Consider the following 17784-nt stretch of genomic DNA (forward strand, 5'->3'; position numbering starts at 1 on the left):
GGCGTCATCGGTCGAGGCCGGTAACGGGGTTGCGTGATCCTGGTCGGTATTGGTTCGCTGTCTGAGCGAACCGGGTTACTCGAGGTCGGGCCCGCGCAGGTTTTCGAATTGGGACATGCCGTCGGGAATCAGATTGCGCACGATGGTCGCGAAGTCAGCGTGCACCAGATTTTTCGCGCGATTCAGCAACACTGGCAGCGGGCTGGAAGGCTCGCTGCGGGCGTAGTAACTCAGAATTTTGTCGAGGCTGCGGACCACGTCATCGCGGTTGTTCACGTCCCCGGACATGCGCGGTGCGACGAGTTCAGCGCGTTCTGGTGACGGCTCAACGAATGCCTCGGTTTCGCGTGTTTCGCGGGCATTTGTCTCGGTCACGATGCCGCCCGGCGCGTACTCGGCGAGGATGTGCAGCGCCTGCTTGAGCGGTTGCTTCAGAGCGGACAAGTCCACGCCCTGCGCCGAACCCACTTGGCTGGACACGTAATGCTCGATGGCGTCGACAGCGCTGTGGGCTTCCTGCAATGCGGAGCGCACGGCGGACAACTGCTCGGCGTCGGTGTCGCGCAGTGCGCCTGCCAATTCGTCGGCGGTGAGGTGTTCGTCTGCGAAACTCTGCAAGCCGCTGGCGTTCAGCGCCGCTCGCAGGCTGACCGAGCCGAGCGCACGTGAGCGGGTCAGCAGGCTCTCACGCAACAGCCGAACGTTGGTGTCGCAGGCGATTCCGGACAGGGCGTTGATGCGTACGGTGGGATCGTTGTCGTCGTCCGAATCGAGCTGCGGGTAGAGCGTTGGCCAGTACTGTCCCAACAGGTCGTTGATCAGCGTCAGGGCGTTGGCCAGCCCCGAAAATCCGTCGAGGGCCAAGGCGCTTTGCAGGAGAAAATGGGTGATTCGCAGGTCTTTGCTGCGTTGCAGAAGTGCGATGCTGGACTGTTCCACACGTCGCCAATCAGGCGGCTCCGCCGGGTGAACGGCATCACCCATACTGCGCTCGGGCTTGCCTTGGGCGTCGCGCTCCAACTGCAAAAAGTCCGCGTCATACTCCAGGTCTTCGCCACAGGGAGAGTTCGCGGAAACTGCAGCGAGCAACAACGGAACATCCACCAAAATCGATCTCCTTATCGGGTGCGGATAACTCTGATAGTTAACGAGGAAATTTCCTACGCCAACTACGGAACATTCTTTGTTTTATATGATCTGTGATGTCACATGGACATCATTCATGTTCAGAAAGTTGTGCATTTTTGGTGTGGAAGTTATCCGTTGTCAAGGTAAGCTATGCGCCCTCTGTGACAGTTGTGATGTATGTAACAGCCAGCAGGACTGGCGAGTCAGTCTCTGTACGACTGTCACGGATGTGTGGTTAGAATCTTGAAAAAGCCACCGTTTGACCCGTTTAAAACTGTTTTTTGAGCGTTTTTGCACGACATTCCCCTGTCAGGCGTAGACCCCCGTGTCTGTGTCTGGAGGCCCTAAGTGCAAGCAAGGAGGCGCAGTGTCGCTCTGTCTGACTATCACCAGTTATCACAAGATAACCCCTGGCCAAGTTCCTGAAAAAACACTGGGAACCGGGGTGATGGCAATTGGCCGCAGTCAAGAAAATGACTGGGTACTTCCCGATCCCGAACGTCTTGTTTCTTCACGACATTGCGTCATTCAATATAAAGACGGCCGTTACTACATTACCGACAACAGCACTAATGGCGTCGAGCTCGTAAACGCGGGCGTCCGGCTCCGTCGTGGAAACAGCGAACCGCTCGAAAACGGCGAAGTTATCCGCATTGGTGATTACGAGATTCAAGCGCGTATTGATTCAGCAATGAAAGAGCCTGAAGTGGGACTTTCAAAAGTTGACTATTCCGACAGTTTCGAAGCGTTGATGGGGCGTCAGAACAGCTCTACGCCGGTCGCGCTGGACATTTCTCCTGCCGCGCATTTTCAAGGCGGTGCGGCTCAGGACACGTTCCCCGATTTGTTCGATTTCCTGACCCCGTCCAGCGTCCCGCCGGCCACCCAGTCGGATCATGTCCCGGCGGAACGTCATGATTTTCGGCCGCCCATGCCCAACATTCCGCCCGCACCGCCCAAACAGGTTTCGGCACCTGGCGTCATTCCCGAAGACTGGGATCTTTTCGCTGACACGCCCAAGGTCCAGGCGCCTGCTCCTGTCGTGCAGCCCGATCCTGTTCCCGTTGTTTCAGTGATTCATTCGGAGCCTGTTTCCACGGTGCCAAGCCCTCTTGTGGACAACCCACATGAGTCTGCTTCCTCCGTGTCAAATCCGGATCTGCTCAAGGCATTTCTGCGCGGTGCGGGTCTCGATCACCTGCGGATTGATTCGGCTCAGACCGAGGCGCAGATGGAATCCATCGGGCGCAGTTACCGGCTGATGGTTGAGGGGCTGATTGACGTGCTGCGGGCGCGCAGCAGCCTGAAGGGTGAGTTTCGCTTGCAGCAAACCATGATTCAGCCCGTGGAAAACAATCCACTGAAATTCGCGCCCAATGCCGACGAGGCGCTGATGTTGCTGTTGCGTCACGGCAATCAGGCGTTCATGGCGCCGGATCACGCGATTGCGGACAGTTTCAACGATCTGCGTGCCCACCAGCTTGCCGTGATGGCGGGCGTTGAGGCGGCAATCAAAGCGCTGCTCAAGCGTTTCGAACCTGGGGAGCTTGAGGCGCGGATGGGCAAGCCCGGCGCCCTGTCGAACCTGTTCGGCTCACGTCAGGCCCAGCACTGGCAGCAATTCACCGAGCTTTACACGCAGATTTCCCGCGAAGCCGAAGACGATTTTCAAGTGCTCTTCGGCCGTGAATTCAGCCGCGCCTACGAGGAACACAGCACGCGACTGCGCCGCTCTTGAGCGACACACCAGGAAAAACGGATAGACAGTCAGTACGTCACGAGGACGAAGGATGTTTCGAAGAGTGGTATCGGCAATGGCCATGGCGCTGTTGCTGGTTTCTTGTGCCAAAAACGCGGAACCGCCGCAGCCGGTCGACACGACCCCTGATGCTTCCACCGTCACGCTGCATTTCAGCGCCGCAGCCGGGTTAAACCCGGGTGCCAATGGCCAGCCTGCGCCTGTGCGGGTGCGGCTTTTCGAATTGAAAAACGCTGCCAATTTCGGTCGTGCGGATTATTTCGCTCTGGCCGAGCGTGCGCCAAGTGCATTGTCCGCCGACCTGATCGATCAGGATGAAGTGCTGCTGCAACCGGGACAGGACTTGACTCTGGAGCGCCACCTCAACGAAGCCACTCGCCAGGTCGGACTCGCCGTGGGCTATCGCGAAATCGATCAAGCCCAATGGCGCGCATTGCTGAGCGTCACGCCACGTCAGGCCAGCGAATACCAGATCCACCTTGACACCCATGCCGTCAGCGTGAGCCGCGCATCTGCCGCTCAATCTGTCCGCCCTGCCCAATAGACAATCGGAGAACCCATGGCCTGGAACAATCGTGTGGTCTGGTCGGAAGGCATGTTCATCGGAACACAGCACTTTCAGCAGCATGACCGCTACCTGGAGAATCTCATCGATGCGCGAAGCCGTCCGCTGTCGGCGGGGGCGTGGGGCTTTTCCGAGCTGTCGCTGGATCACGGACTGCTGGCGCAGGGCAAGCTGGCGATCACCTCTGCACGCGGGCTGCTTCCCGATGGCACGCCGTTCAACATTCCCCATGATGACCTGGCGCCCAGCCCGCTGAACGTCGAGGACGGTTTGCGCGATGGTGTGATTTACCTGGCCCTACCGCTCAAGCGTGCGGGGCAGCGAGACACGGTGGACGAGGGGGAAGCACCGGGCGGGGCGCGCTTCGTCAGTCAGGTACGTGAAGTCCGCGACGACAACGCGCCATTCGAGAATCGCGTACCCGTTGCCGTAGGTGCGCGGGCCTTTCGGTTGCTCACCGAGAAGGAGGGCTTGAGCGACTACGCTGCCGTTGGACTGGTGCGGATCAAGGAAAGACGCGCCGACCGCGCACTGGTGCTGGATGACAGTTACATCCCGCCGGTCCTTGATGTGGCGGCGTCGGCCTCGCTCACGGCCTTTCACAGCGAATTGTCGGGCTTGCTCCACCAACGAGGCGAGGCATTGGCGGGACGGGTGGTCGCGTCGGGCGCGGGCGGCGCTTCGGAAATTGCCGATTTCATGCTTCTGCAACTGGTCAACCGCGCTCAACCGTTGATCAGTCACCTCAGCCAGTTGAGTCCGCTGCACCCTGAGCGTCTTTACAGCGAACTGGTGAGCCTCGCGGGGGAGTTCGCAACCTTCTCGAACGCGGGACGCAGGCCGGACGCGTTCGTGCGTTATCAGCATGACGATCTGGCGGCGAGTTTCGCGCCAGTGATAGACGCGTTGCGTGAAGCCCTCTCGATGCTGATCGACAGCAAGGCCACGCCGATCCCTATCCTCGAAAAGGCGTACGGCATTCACGTGGGCATGCTCAAGGATCGCACCTTGATTGACAACGCCAGCTTCATTCTGGTGGTGCGCGCCGACATGCCCAGCGAGACGCTGCGTGGCCGCTTTGCACAGCAGAGCAAGATCGGTTCGGTCGAGCACATCCGCGATCTGGTCAACCTGCAATTGCCGGGCATCAGCCTGTTGCCGTTACCCGTGGCGCCTCGACAGATTCCGTTCCACGCAGGGTCGACTTATTACGAACTGGATCGTGGCAGCGAGCACTGGAAGCTGCTGGCACAGTCGGGCGGTTTCGCGTTCCATGTCGCCGGCGAATTTCCCGGGTTGAACCTGGCTTTCTGGGCCATCCGAGGATAACGCGCGATGCCTTCCCACGACGAACCCCTCAACCCGCCGATGCCCGGAAACGACCGCACGCAGTTCATGCCGCGTCCCGGTGGCCGCTCGCCGCAACCCCCTGCTCAAGCGAATCCGCCGCCGCCGCCACTGTCCGTGCCCGCTGCGCCGTTGCCGTTGGGGCAGGCGCAAGGTTTGAACCCCCTTGAAGCCGCTGCCGGTCCGCTGCTGGCGCTGCTCACCCGTCTGCGCAGCACCATCGCCCACCCGGCGCCCGCGAGTCTGCGGGCACAGCTGTTGGGTTATCTGCGCCAGTTCGAAGAGCGCGCCGAGGCAGCAGGCGTCGTCCGCAATGAAGTGCTGCTTGCGCGCTACGCCCTCTGCACCGCACTGGATGAAGCCGTTCTCAGCACGCCGTGGGGCAGCACCAGCGAGTGGGGCAAACAGAGTCTGCTGATCACGGTGCACAACGAATCCTGGGGCGGTGAAAAGGTCTTCCAACTGCTGGAGCACTGCCTGCAAAGCCCCCGCGAGCGTCTGTATCTGCTGGAGCTTTTGTACCTGTGCATGTGCTTGGGATTCGAAGGCCGATATCGGGTGATGAACGACGGTCGTAGCCAGCTGGAAGCGCTGCGTGAACGGACCAGCGCTGCGATTCGCACGGCCCGTGGGGAATTCGAGCGGGAGCTGTCGCCGCATTGGCGTGGGCTGAGTGTTGTTCGTGACCGGCTCTCGCAGTTTGTGCCGCCTTGGGTCGGATTCGCGGTGGGGTTGGCGCTGTTGCTGATGCTGCTGTTTGGCCTGCGCCTCAAGCTGGCGTCCGACGCCGAACCGGTGTTCAAGAACATTCACGCGCTGGGCGAAATTCCGGTCCAGGCCATCACGCCCGCTGTCGTTCAGCCGAGGGTCATCGAACGGCCTCGTCTTGCGGGTTTTCTGGTGGAAGATATCAAGGCCAACCGGGTCGCCGTGGAGGATGCGATGGATCGCTCGGTGGTGACGATTCGCGGCGACGAGATTTTCTCGTCTGGCAGCGCCACCATCGTTGACGATTTTCAGCCGCTGATGCTGCGCATCGCCGATGCCATTCGCCACGTCAAAGGCCAGGTCCGGGTTACCGGCCACAGCGACAACCGCCCCATCGCCACCCTGCGTTTTCCCTCCAACTGGGCGCTGTCCCAGGCACGGGCCGAACAGGTCCTGCACATAATGGCGGCCAAGACCGGCGAGCCTGAACGTTTTTCTGCCGAAGGGCGTAGCGACACCGAGCCTGTGACTTCCAACGCCACGGCCGAAGGGCGCGCGAAGAATCGCCGGGTTGAAGTCACTGTGTTGGCGGAGGGGGTCGAGTGAAGGCGTTTTTCGGTTTTGTGATTCGCTGGGTCGTGCCAGTGCTCGGGCTGATCGCGCTGAGCCTGATCATCTGGTTCGTCGGCCCGGTGCTGGACATGCTGGTGCCCGAAGGTCGGCGCTGGGCGTTGATCGTTCTGCTGTTCGCCATCTGGATCGCGTGGCGGGTCTTTCGTATCGTTCAGGCCCGTCGCCACGCGGCGAACGTCATGGCCAGCCTGGCCGCGGAAACCCCACCGGACCCTGCCAGCGTCGCCACTGCGCAAGAGTTGGCCACCTTGCGTCAACGCATGGACGAAGCCCTCACGCTCCTGAAAAAAGCGCGCTTGGGCGGGGATGAACGTCGCAACCTCTACGAGCTGCCGTGGTACGTGATCATCGGCCCGCCGGGTTCGGGCAAGACCACCGCGCTGGTCAATTCCGGGCTGCATTTTCCGCTGGCCGCACAGATGGGCGCGGGCGCGATTCGAGGCGTGGGCGGCACGCGCAATTGCGACTGGTGGTTCACCGACGAGGCCGTTCTGCTCGACACCGCAGGCCGCTACACCACGCAAGACAGCCACGCTCAAGTCGACAAAGCAGCCTGGCTGGGCTTTCTCGACCTGCTGAAAAACCAGCGCTCCCGTCGCCCCATCGACGGCGCGTTCATCGCCATCAGCTTGTCCGATCTGCTGCTGGGCAGCGAGGCCGAGCGCGCTGCTCATGCGACGGCAATTCGTGCGCGGATTCAGGAGCTTTATAGTCAACTGGGCGTGCGCTTCCCGATTTACGTGATGCTGACCAAGCTCGATTTGGTGCCCGGCTTCATGGAGTTCTTCGATGCGTTGAGCAAGGAAGAGCGCGCGCAGGTCTGGGGCATGACCTTCGCCCTCGACGATGGCAAGCAGGCTGACGGCCCGCTGACGAACTTCCTCAGCGAATTTGCCCTGCTGGAACAGCGCCTGAATGCACGGCTGGTCGAGCGCTTGCAGCAGGAGCGCGACCCGGCAAGACGGGATCTGATTTACGGTTTTCTTCAGCAATTCGGCGCGCTGAAAGAAACCCTGCAAGGCTTTCTCGAAGGCGTTTTCAAGCCTAATGCGTTCGAAGACCGGGCGTTGCTGCGCGGGGTGTATTTCACCAGTGGCACGCAGGAAGGCAGCCCGATCGATCGGCTGATCGGCGCCATGGCCCAGAGCATGAATCTGGACCGCCAGCACTTGGCACGCCAGACCGGCACGGGTCGCAGTTACTTCATCGAAAAACTGTTCACCGCCGTCGCCTTCGCCGAGCGCGGGTTGGTGGGTGTGAACCCGAAAGTCGAACGTCGTCGCAAATGGCTGACCCGTGGCGCGCTGGCGGCGACCGTTGCGGTGGTGTTGGTGGTCGGCACCTTGTGGGTGATCAGCTACCGCGCCAATCAGGCGTACATCGCGCAGGTCGATCAGAAAGTCGCACCCCTTGGCCAAAGCGTGCAGAGCCTGAGCCCTGCGCAGCGCGACGTATTGGCCGTGCTGCCGCTGCTCAACGCCGTGCGTCATTTGGCGGGCGATCCTCCGGGCATGGCGCAAGGTTTGGGGCTGTATCAGGGCGACATGCTGGAAGCCGAATCCGGCAGCGTGTACCGCAAACTGCTGATCGCGGTGTTCGCGCCGCGCCTGGTCACCCGAGTGGAAGAGCAATTGCGCAGCGGTGGCAGTTCGGATTTTCTCTATGAAGGTTTGAAGGCTTATCTGATGCTGGCTGACAGCGAGCATTACGACCCGGATTTCATCAAGGCATGGGTCGCGCTGGATTGGGATCAAAGCCTGCCTCGCGATCTGCCGCCTGATCAGCGTCAGGCACTGGGCGAGCACTTGCAGGCGTTGTTCGAACGTCATCCGCCTAATGCCCGTCTGGATCAACGGCTGATCGATGATTTACGTCGGCAATTGCAGCAACTGCCGGTAGCTCAGCGTGTCTACGACCGGGTCAAACGCCAGAAGCTGCCCGACAGCGTCCCGGATTTTCGCCTGACCGACGCTGCGGGGCGTGATGCTGCACTGGTGTTCGCGCGCAAGAGCGGCAAGCCATTGGGCGAACCGCTGAGCGGCTTCTTCACGGCCAAGGGCTATCGCGAGGTGTTTCTGGCCACCAGCCTGAGTCAGGCCGGAACCCTGGCGGAAGAACAGTGGGTGTTGGGGCTGGATCGTGCCGATCAACAGAACGTCGTCAGCCTCGCCGGGGATGTGCGGCGCCTGTACTTTCAGGATTACCAGCGTCAGTGGGATGCATTGCTGGCGGACATCGATTTCGTGCCGATCACCAGCGTGGCGCAGGCGGCTGACGTGTTACGGGTGATTTCGGGGCCGACCTCGCCGCTGAAAAAGCTGCTGGTGGCGGTAGCGAAGGAGACTGATCTGCAACAGGAAGACAAGCTGCTCGCCGATCAGGGCAAGAAAGTTGAGGGCGGTGTCGATCAGCTCAAGCAACGCCTGGGCTCGATCCTGGGTCAGGAACAGGTCAGTCAGACAGCCGCGCCTGCCGCTGTTGAAGATCCGGTGAGCGCGCACTTCGCTGAACTCAACGCGTTTGTCACGAAGGGAGAGGGTGAACCGGCAGCTGTCGATGGCCTGCTCGCGGACATGAACGCGCTGTACGTTCAGGTCAGCGCGATGGTCGGTGCCAGTGGCGATGCGTTGCTGGGCGAAGCGAAAAACTCCGCCAGCGCTGCGGCGACGCGAGTGAATCTGAACGCCGACCGGGAACCACCGGTGGTGCAGAGTCTGGTGAAGTCAGTCGTCAGTTCGACCACCAACACGATGATGGGCGGCGTGCGCAATCAGCTGAATGCGGCGTGGGTCAGCGATGTAGTGAACGTTTATCGCCAGTCCCTTAGTGGTCGTTACCCGCTGGCACCGGGCAGCGCACGTGACGCCACGCTGGACGACTTCGGTCAGTTCTTCGGCGTGGGCGGAGTGATGGACAATTACTTCCGCAAATACCTGCAACCCTATGTCGATACCTCAGCTTCCAGCTGGCGCTGGCAACCGGGCGCCGCGCAGAAGCTGGGCATCAACGCCTCGGTCTTGCAGACCTTCCAGCGCGCAGCGGCGATTCGCGATGCCTTCTTCCGTTCCGGTGGCGTGCAGCCGACCGTGCGTTTCGAACTGAAGCCCGTCGCGATGGACGCTTCAGTCACCCAATTCCTGCTGGACCTCGACGGGCAGCAGATCAGCTACGACCACGGCCCCAGCCGCCCCGTCGCCATGCAATGGCCGAACCCCGGCAGCATCGGCGTAGTGCGCCTGTCGATCTCGCCGCCTGCGGCCAGTGGTCGTTCCGGCATCACACTCGAGGGTCCTTGGGCGTGGTTCCGTTTGCTGGACCAATCGGACCTCGTCGCCGGTGGATCGCCCGACCGCTTCAACCTGCGATTGCGGGTCGACAACGCCAGCATTTCCTACGAGTTGCGCGCCAACAGCGCGTTCAACCCTTTCAAAAGCCGTGTGTTGAGCGGTTTCAGCCTGCCGGAGCGGTTATGACGACGCTTGGTTTTTACGGCAAGTTGGCCAGTCGTGGCGATTTTGTCAGCCGCGGATTGCCGCAGAGCTTCATCAAACCTTGGGACGCGTGGCTGGCGGCGGGGTTGCAGGTCAGTCAGCAGCAGCTCGGCGAAGACTGGCTCAACGCTTATCTGGTCAGCCCGTTGTGGCGTTTTGCGCTGGCGGCGGGGGTATGTGGGCCAGATGCGGTCGTCGGCGTGTTGATGCCGAGCATTGATCGGGTCGGACGGTATTTCCCGCTGACGATGGCGCAGACGCTTGAACCCGACCAATCGTTGGCGGCGCTTACGGCTGCGCCAGAGGCGTGGTTTGAGCAGGTCGAAACGCTGCTGCTGGGGACGCTGGAAGAGGGCGCGGATTTTTCCGTTTTCGACGACCGCGCGTCCACGCTCGGCTTCCTGCCCACCACACACCGCGAGCCCATCAGCCGCTTTGCCGGTTTGCAGCGCACCACCGCGAACGACCCGGACAGCCGTCATCGAATGCTGGCGGAGCTGGCCTGTGAGGGTGCGAGCCTGTGGTGGGGCAAAGGGTCCGAGCGTATTGCGCCGGGGTTGATGCGTTGTCAGGGTTTGCCCGATCCGGCCGAATTCGGCAGCTACCTGCTCGGACAAGGAGCGTCGATCTAGATGCCTGCATTACCCCCAAACCCTCTTTTGCGCTCTGCCAGCAAGACCCATGTCGGCATGGTGCGGCAGATCAACGAAGACGCCTTTCTCGAATTACCGGAAAACGGTCTTTGGGCCATCGCCGATGGCATGGGCGGTCACGCGGCTGGGGATTACGTCGCCAGCCTGATCGTCGACAGCTTGCGCCGTTCCCTACTCTTCACGCCGCTGTCGCTCTACTCCGACGGTATTCGCACGACCCTGGCTGAAGTGAACGCCGCCGTACGTGAAGAAACTCGCCGTCGGGGCTTGAGCATGATGGGCAGCACCGTCGTGGCGCTTTTGGTACAGGGCGATCAAGGCGTGTGCCTGTGGGCCGGTGACAGTCGGCTTTATCGCCTGCGCGACGGCGAATTGCAGGGCCTTTCCCGCGACCACAGCTACGTGCAGGACTTGCAGGACAGCGGCTTACTCAGCGAAGCGGAAGCGCGGGTCCATCCGCGCGGCAACATCATTACCCGCGCCATTGGCGTCGAGGACACGCTGGACCTGGCCATGATCCACCTCGACATCCTGCCCGGCGACACCTACCTGCTGTGCAGCGATGGCCTGAACAAAATCGTTGAAGACCATGAGATCCGCGACGTACTCGCCCACCCCGACCCTTGGCAAGTGGTTCGCAGCCTCGTGCACCTGGGACTGACCCGGGGCGCCCCCGACAACATCACGGCCATCGTCGTCAAGGCTGCCTGAAGACAGATATGGACATACAGATTCCCGGATTCGACATAGAAGGTGAGATTGGCGAAGGCGCCATGGCCACCGTCTATCTCGCCACCCAACGCTCGCTGGAGCGCAAGGTCGCTTTGAAAATCATGGCGGCAGCGCTGGCGGCCGACGCCACGTTCTGCGAGCGTTTTTTGCGCGAAGGCAAAACCCTGGCGCGCCTGTCGCACCCGCACACGGTCACCATCCACGACATCGGCAATGTCGGCGCGCTGTATTACATGGCCATGGAATACCTGCCCAACGGCACGCTGAAAGAACGCGTTGCGGCGGGCATGAGTGCCGAACAGGGCCTGACCTACATTCGCCAGATCGCCTCGGCGCTGGGCTATGCCCACGCGCAGGGGTTGGTGCACCGCGATGTGAAGCCTGCCAACATCCTGTTCCGCGCCAATGGCTCGGCGGTGTTGTCGGACTTCGGCATCGCCAAATCGCTGGACGACCGCACACAGTTCACCCAAGCCGGTTTCGCCGTCGGCACCCCGAGTTACATGAGTCCCGAACAGGCGCGCGGGCTGGAGATCGACGGTCGCGCTGACCTCTATGCGCTGGGTGTCGTGCTTTACGAAATGCTGGTCGGAAAGCTGCCTTACAACGGCACCGATGCGCTCTCGACAGCGCTCGCGCACCTGACCGAGCCGCTGCCGGAGCTGCCGATTCATCACGGGCGTTATCAGCACATCCTCACCAAGCTGCTGGCCAAGGATCGCGATGACCGGTTCTCCGACGCCGCCGAGCTGATCGCCGCGCTGGATAACCTGCCGCCTGACAACATCGACGCGACGCAGATTCGTGTCTTGCCGCTGCCGCCAGCAGACTTGCACGTCGAGCCTGCGCCGAAAACCGATTTGGCTGGCCTGACGCCTGTCTCCATCGAAATACCCGATTTGCCGCCGCAACAGCCTGTAACACCGGTGAGACCCACGCCTGTGGGCGAGGCGTCGAGTCAGTCCGGACAGCGCAAAGGCCCCGTGCTGGCTTTGCTTGGCGTGGCGATTGCGGCAGCACTGGGATTGGGTCTTGGCGGGTATTGGTGGTTGAGTGACGGCAAGCCTGTGGTGGCTTCAACCGCAACCGCTTCAACGACGTCTGCCAATAAGCCACCTGGCGCCAGCCCGTCAAAGACGCCACCTGCATCGCCTGAAAAAACGCCCGTCACGCCCCCTGCGCAAGCCTCAGTGGTGGAGGCTGATGGTGGGGATCGCCCATTGTTGATGGCGAACAAAAAGACACTGTTCCAGCGTGTGTTGAGCAAGCCGGGTGCGAAGTTTTCCGCAGACGCCGGGGCAATGGGCGATCAAGCGCTCCCAGCGTTTTCGGTGCTGTACGCCTATCAGCGCAAAACCGTGAATGGTAGCGAGTGGCTGCGCGTCGGCGCGAGCAGTGACGGTCATAGCGAAGGCTGGCTGCCAGCGGATCAAGTCAGCGACTGGAAGCAAAGTCTGGTGCTGAAATTCAGCGAACGTTCAGGGCGCGCTCCGGCGATGTTCATGCGTGAGCCAAAGCAACTGGAGAAGCTGCTGAATGACCCTGCGGCAGCGAAAAAACTGCTGCTGGAGGCGCAGAAAAACGCCGACGCCAGCCACCAAGTGCTGGCCCTTGAACCCGCAGCGAGTGCGGTACCGCAGAACCAGTTCTACCTGCTGCCGATCTTCGACGCTAAAGAGACCTTTGATCAGAACGGCCAGCCGGTCCAGTTGCTCAACGTCGCCTCCATTGATCCCGGCAACACCCCGCAACGCACGGCCTCGGGTGAACAGATCAAGACGGCTGCCAGCAAAGACGCCTTCCGCACCGGGGTGGTGCTGGTGGTGGACACGTCGGTGTCGATGCAGCCCTACATTGATCAGGTGCGTGACGTGGTCGCCGAGCTGCAAAACCAGATCGGCAAGCGCGGCGAGCTGGATAACGTCAGCTTCGGCCTGGTGGGCTTTCGCAATAACGTGAGCAAGACGCCGGGTCTGGAATACCTCAGCAAGACGTTGGTCACGCTGGAGCAAGGCCGCGATCCGCAGCGCTTTCTGGAGCTGGCCCGGCAGGTCAAGGCCACCAACGTTTCAAGCCACTCCTTCAATGAAGATGCCTTCGCCGGGGTGATGCAGGCGGTCAATGGCATGGACTGGTCGGGGTATGGCGGACGCCTGATTCTGCTGGTCAGCGACGCTGGTTCCCTGCGCAAGAACGATCCCTACAGCAGCACGCAGATGAACGAGGCTGAAGTACGGCAGGCCGCGCTGGGCAAGCAGATCAAGATTTACGCGCTGCACCTGAAAACCGACGCTGGCAAGAAAAACCACGCTTTCGCCGAACAGCAATACCGCACGCTGACCGCCGACGCCAACCCGCAGATTGGTGATTTGTACGTGCCGGTGCCGGGCGGCGATGTGCAGAAATTCGGTGACCGCGTGGCCGAGATCGGCTCAGTCTTCGCCGATCTGGTGCATCAAGTGCGTAGCAATCAACCCCAGCTCGCGCCAACGCTTCCGGCGGCCCCAACCGTCGCCGACAAATCGGCCGCCATCGGCTACGCGATGCGCATGGACTTCCTCGGTCAGCAAACCGGCGTGCGCGCGCCGCAACTGGTCAGCGCCTGGACGGCGGATCGCGACCTCACCAACCCGACGCTCCCCGCGTTTCAGGTCTGCGTGATGCTCAGCAAATTGCAGCTGAACGACCTTCAGCAATCGCTGAAACTGATCGTCGATGCCGCGCGTAAAACCCAAAGCTCACCCAAGGATTTTTTTCAGGAAATTGCCAGCGCCAGTGCCTATATGAGTCGCGACCCTTCTGCCTTGCGCAAGGGCGGCAACCTCGCGCAGAGCGGGGTGTTGGGCGAGTATCTGGACGGCCTGCCGTATCGCAGCAAATCCCTGAGCATGACTCAGGATCTGTGGTTGTCGCTGAGCGTGGCCGAACAGGAAGATTTTATCGACGAGCTGGATTCGAAAATTCGCCTCTACGAAACCTTCCACAACGATCTGGCGAATTGGGTCCGTTTCGGCGACGCCGAGCCGGGTGATGCGCTGTACCGCGTTCCGTTGTCGACGCTGCCGTGATGATGAGTCTGCGAGACGTGCGCAAGACGCGAGGCGAAGGCAGCCAGCGTTACAGCCTGGTGATTCCGCGACTGGAATTGGCAGCGGGCAGGCAGTTTGCGTTGGTCGGCCCCAGCGGGTCCGGCAAAAGCACCGTCCTCGACCTGCTGGCGCTGGTTCTCTCGCCCGATGGGGCGCAGCGGTTTGACTTCATCAGCGACCAGGGGCACGTCGATGTTTTCGGGCTGTGGCGTGCCGCGCGGCAGAATCAGCTGGCGCAATTACGCAGTCGGCAGATCGGCTATGTGCTGCAAACCGGTGGGCTGTTGAGCTATCTCGATGTGCGCAGCAACATCAATCTGCCGCGCCAATTGCTAGACCTGCCCGATGACGGCTCGGTCGAGCGATTGGCTGCGCAGTTGGAAGTCGGCGAACACTTGCACAAGAAGCCCCAGGCGCTCTCGGTCGGGCAACGGCAACGGGTCAGTTGCGCACGGGCGTTGGCTCATCATCCGCACTTGCTGCTCGCCGATGAACCCACGGCTTCGCTCGACCCGCTGAACGCCTTGCGTGTCATGCAATTGTTGTTGGGCCGCGTACGAGAGCAGGGCGCCTGCTGCGTGATCGCGACCCACGACGAAGGGCTGGCGCGTAATGCGGGTCTGCATCCGCTGCGGATTGCGTGTTCACGTGATGATGATGGTGGCGTGACCGCAACGCTGGAGGACGCGCGCTGATGCGTATGGCTCTGGTGATGTCGCTGGCCTGGCAGAATTTTCGCGCCGATGCGCGACTGTCGGCCTGTGCGGTGTTGGCACTGGTCGCGGTGATTGCGCCGTTGCTGGTGCTGTTCGGGCTGAAGTTCGGACTGGTGGGCAGCCTCACCGAGCGGCTTGAACGTGACCCCACCGTGCGTGAAGTGATCCCCATGGGCGGCGGTCGTTTCAATGCCAAATTCATCGATGCGTTGGTGAAACGTCCAGACGTGGCATTCGCGTTACCCCGCACCCGACAGATTGCGGCGACGGCGGACCTGTCGATGCCCGCGCAAGATTCAGTGCTCAATGTCGAAATGATCCCCACCGCAGTGGGCGATCCGCTGCTGGGTGCTGCCTTGGCCCCGACCGAACTGGACCGTGTACTGCTGACCCAGACCGCTGCGGAAAAGCTCGGCGCCAAAGCCGGGGATTGGTTGGACGCCACCTTCACCCGTCAGGTCGGGGGGCAACCACAGGCCCAGCGCACCCGATTGCAGGTCACTGGGATTTTGCCGCTTGAGGCGTTTGGCCGTGATGGAATCTTCACCTCCCTCGCACTGTTGGAGGCAGTGGAAGATTACCGCGACGGGCGCGCCGTGGAGGCCATGGGCTGGGCGGGCGAGAGGTCCGAAACCGTTCAAACACGCGTATTTCCAGCGTTTCGGCTTTACGCCCGCAACCTTACTGACGTCGAACCGCTGCGTGTGTATTTCGCTGAGCAGCACCTGTTGGTGTCGACTCAGGCACAGACCATCGCTCAGGTTCAGTCCCTCAGCCGCAACCTCACGCTGGTCTTCTGGATCATTGCTGCGCTCGCGGTCGCCGGTGCCATCGCCGCGGTGTTCGCCGGGTCCTTGGCGTCGGTCGAGCGCAAGCGTCGCGAGCTGTCGGTGCTGCGTTTGATTGGCTTCAGCACCGGGGCGCTGCTGTTGTTCGTCGTCCTGCAAGCGATCTACAGCGGGGTGCTGGCCGCGATCATCAGTTTTGCGCTCTACGGCTTGGCCGAGCGCGGCCTCAACCATCTGTTCGTGCAGGTGCCGGGCGAATACGCCAGCCATCTGCTGATACGTCATTACGGCGTGGCCCTGCTGGCGGTGCTCGGTGCCAGTGCGACGGCGGCGGCATTGGGTGGCTGGCGTGTGGCGCGCATCGAAGCTTCGGAAGGAATACGCGATGTTTAAGTGGTGCAGGGCGTTCAACATACGGGCTGCCGCAATGATATGCGCGTGCCTCGGCCTGTCTTCGGGACTGCTGGCTGCCGACGAAAACACGCTGGATAACCCCAAACCCTTGGCCGACGATGTGGTGCTGCCGTTGCCGTGCGATGGCGAGATGGTATTCCGCTACGTCTATGTGTTGGCTCAAGGTACGCTGGACGATCGCGAAGTCAGCCTCGGCTACCCGTTCAGCGAGGGCGAGGCGGGGTACAAGCAGTCGTTCATCTCCGGTTACCGGCGTGACTTCATCAACGGCCAGTTCACCCTCAACGACCTGCCCGGCGACTGGCGCAAGACCATCAGCCCGCAGTTGCCGAAGACCGACGCTGCCACGCCGCTTAAGCCGATGCTGTATTTCATCGGTAAGTACGAAGTCACGGCTCGGCAATATGCCCAGGTAATGTCACAGGCTCAGTCTTTGGCCAGTGGCGAGCCGGCCCCCGCCTGCGAGGCGCCGGAAGGCATTGCGGGCCGCTTGCCCAAGGTCAAGCTGTCGCGCTTCGAAGCCGAACGCTTTTCGGCGGTTTACAGCGCCTGGCTGATGAAACATCACCGCGATCTGCTGCCCGTCAGCGGACGGGGAAAAACCGAAGACGACGGCGGCGTAGGTTTCGTGCGCCTGCCGACGGAGGTCGAGTGGGAATACGCCGCCCGTGGCGGTCAGGCGGTCAGCCGTCAGGAGCTTGAAGGTCGGTTATTTCCGCGCCGTGTCGAAGGCAGCGAAACGGACGGCCCGCTGGGCGACTGGGCAGTCTTCAACCAGGTCGCGGGCGGCACCGGACAGGCCGCACGTCTGATGCCCATCGGGACCAAGTTGCCCAACCCCATTGGCTTGTTCGACGTGATCGGCAACGCCGCTGAAATGGTTCAAGAGTCATTCCAGCTCGTACACGCAGGACGGCGCCAAGGGGCGTACGGCGGCTTCGTGGCCAAGGGCGGCAATTACCTGGAAGGCGAGGGCACGCTGTTCACGGGCATGCGCCGCGAGTACCCGCTGTTCGCCGCCGACGGCACCGAGCAAAGCAACGAAACCACCGGGTTCCGAGTTGCCATCGGGGCGCTGTCTGCCCCGCGCTCCCGCTATAAAGAGCTGTTCGAGCAATGGCAGAAAGAAGGGCGACTGGCCTCGTTGACCGACGCCATCGACGACGCTCAAGACCCGACCAAGCGCCTCGACACCATCATCGCCGCCAGCACCGACCCTCGCCTGCAAGCCGAACTGGGGCTGGTCAACGAAGAGCTCAAGCGCAACGTCTCACTCATCGCCCAACAACGCGAAGAAGCAGCGGGCAACCTGATCCAGTCCTCGGCCCTCGTCGCTGAAACCATCAACAACTACAACATTCGCCTCACCAACCTGCGCAAGAGCCAAAAACAGGCCGCCGACGCCAAGGATGAAGCCAGCGCCAAGCTGTTCGCCGTGGCCATCGAAAACGGCAGCAGTGCGCTGGACGGGGCCGTCGCCATCTATATCGACAACCTTGCCACCGGCACGCGCTACACCGACGCGGTGATTCAGGCGCAGTTCCAGCGGGTCAAGGAAGAACTCAATCGCAAACCGGTGCTGGGCAAGAGCCTGGTCGCCCGCGCCACGTTATTCGTTCGCCATGTGAGCAACTACCGCCAGCAAAATCGCGCGGACCCACAGGCGATTCTGAAGGAATTGCTCGCTTCGACCGCTCAACCATGACGGTCGTTGTCCAGCGAGCTTAAAGGGAGTCCGGACGGTCATTCGCCTCCGGCGTT

General features: G+C 61.7%; 12 protein-coding genes. 11 read left to right on the top strand and 1 reads right to left on the bottom strand.

Annotation, left to right across the window (positions count from 1 at the left end):
- Positions 1 to 75 precede the first annotated feature (75 nt).
- Positions 76 to 1104, bottom strand: coding sequence for a type VI secretion system protein TssA (gene tssA, locus AAEO81_RS01645; protein WP_341961254.1), 1029 nt, complete (start codon positions 1102 to 1104; stop codon positions 76 to 78).
- A 391-nt stretch (positions 1105 to 1495) separates the two neighbouring features.
- On the opposite strand from tssA, the gene tagH reads away from it, so the two are divergent.
- The 11 genes from tagH to AAEO81_RS01700 are packed head-to-tail and all read left to right on the top strand — an operon-like array spanning position 1496 to position 17728.
- Entirely contained in the window at positions 1496 to 2866 is a 1371-nt protein-coding gene (tagH, locus tag AAEO81_RS01650; RefSeq protein WP_341961256.1) for a type VI secretion system-associated FHA domain protein TagH, read from the top strand.
- A 52-nt stretch (positions 2867 to 2918) separates the two neighbouring features.
- Complete coding sequence (tssJ, locus tag AAEO81_RS01655) at positions 2919 to 3431, top strand: type VI secretion system lipoprotein TssJ (RefSeq protein ID WP_341961258.1); 513 nt, start codon at positions 2919 to 2921, stop codon at positions 3429 to 3431.
- Between the two features lie 15 nt (positions 3432 to 3446).
- Entirely contained in the window at positions 3447 to 4781 is a 1335-nt protein-coding gene (gene tssK, locus AAEO81_RS01660) for a type VI secretion system baseplate subunit TssK (RefSeq protein WP_341961259.1), read from the top strand.
- A 6-nt stretch (positions 4782 to 4787) separates the two neighbouring features.
- Positions 4788 to 6113, top strand: coding sequence for a DotU family type VI secretion system protein (locus AAEO81_RS01665; protein ID WP_341961260.1), 1326 nt, complete (start codon positions 4788 to 4790; stop codon positions 6111 to 6113).
- A complete protein-coding gene (gene tssM / locus AAEO81_RS01670; RefSeq protein ID WP_341961261.1) occupies positions 6110 to 9613 on the top strand; it encodes a type VI secretion system membrane subunit TssM in 3504 nt (1167 codons plus the stop codon). Before AAEO81_RS01665 ends, tssM begins: the two co-directional genes overlap by 4 nt.
- On the top strand, positions 9610 to 10263 hold the full coding sequence (tagF, locus tag AAEO81_RS01675) for a type VI secretion system-associated protein TagF (protein ID WP_341961263.1): 654 nt from the start codon (positions 9610 to 9612) through the stop codon (positions 10261 to 10263). Before tssM ends, tagF begins: the two co-directional genes overlap by 4 nt.
- The gene (locus tag AAEO81_RS01680; RefSeq protein WP_341961265.1) at positions 10264 to 10995 is read left to right on the top strand and encodes a protein phosphatase 2C domain-containing protein; all 732 of its coding nucleotides are present in this window, start codon (positions 10264 to 10266) and stop codon (positions 10993 to 10995) included.
- 8 nt (positions 10996 to 11003) lie between these two features.
- On the top strand, positions 11004 to 14084 hold the full coding sequence (locus AAEO81_RS01685) for a serine/threonine-protein kinase (protein WP_341961266.1): 3081 nt from the start codon (positions 11004 to 11006) through the stop codon (positions 14082 to 14084).
- Positions 14084 to 14800, top strand: coding sequence for an ABC transporter ATP-binding protein (locus tag AAEO81_RS01690; protein ID WP_341961267.1), 717 nt, complete (start codon positions 14084 to 14086; stop codon positions 14798 to 14800). The genes AAEO81_RS01685 and AAEO81_RS01690 overlap by 1 nt, the downstream gene beginning before the upstream one ends.
- Complete coding sequence (locus tag AAEO81_RS01695) at positions 14800 to 16002, top strand: FtsX-like permease family protein (protein WP_341961268.1); 1203 nt, start codon at positions 14800 to 14802, stop codon at positions 16000 to 16002. The genes AAEO81_RS01690 and AAEO81_RS01695 overlap by 1 nt, the downstream gene beginning before the upstream one ends.
- Positions 16003 to 16036: 34 nt before the next feature.
- A complete protein-coding gene (locus tag AAEO81_RS01700) occupies positions 16037 to 17728 on the top strand; it encodes an SUMF1/EgtB/PvdO family nonheme iron enzyme (RefSeq protein ID WP_341961269.1) in 1692 nt (563 codons plus the stop codon).
- The last annotated feature ends 56 nt before the right edge of the window (positions 17729 to 17784 follow it).

Origin of the sequence: Pseudomonas sp. RC10, from assembly GCF_038397775.1 — a bacterium.
In the GTDB taxonomy this organism is placed as follows: Bacteria; Pseudomonadota; Gammaproteobacteria; order Pseudomonadales; family Pseudomonadaceae; genus Aquipseudomonas; species Aquipseudomonas bambusae.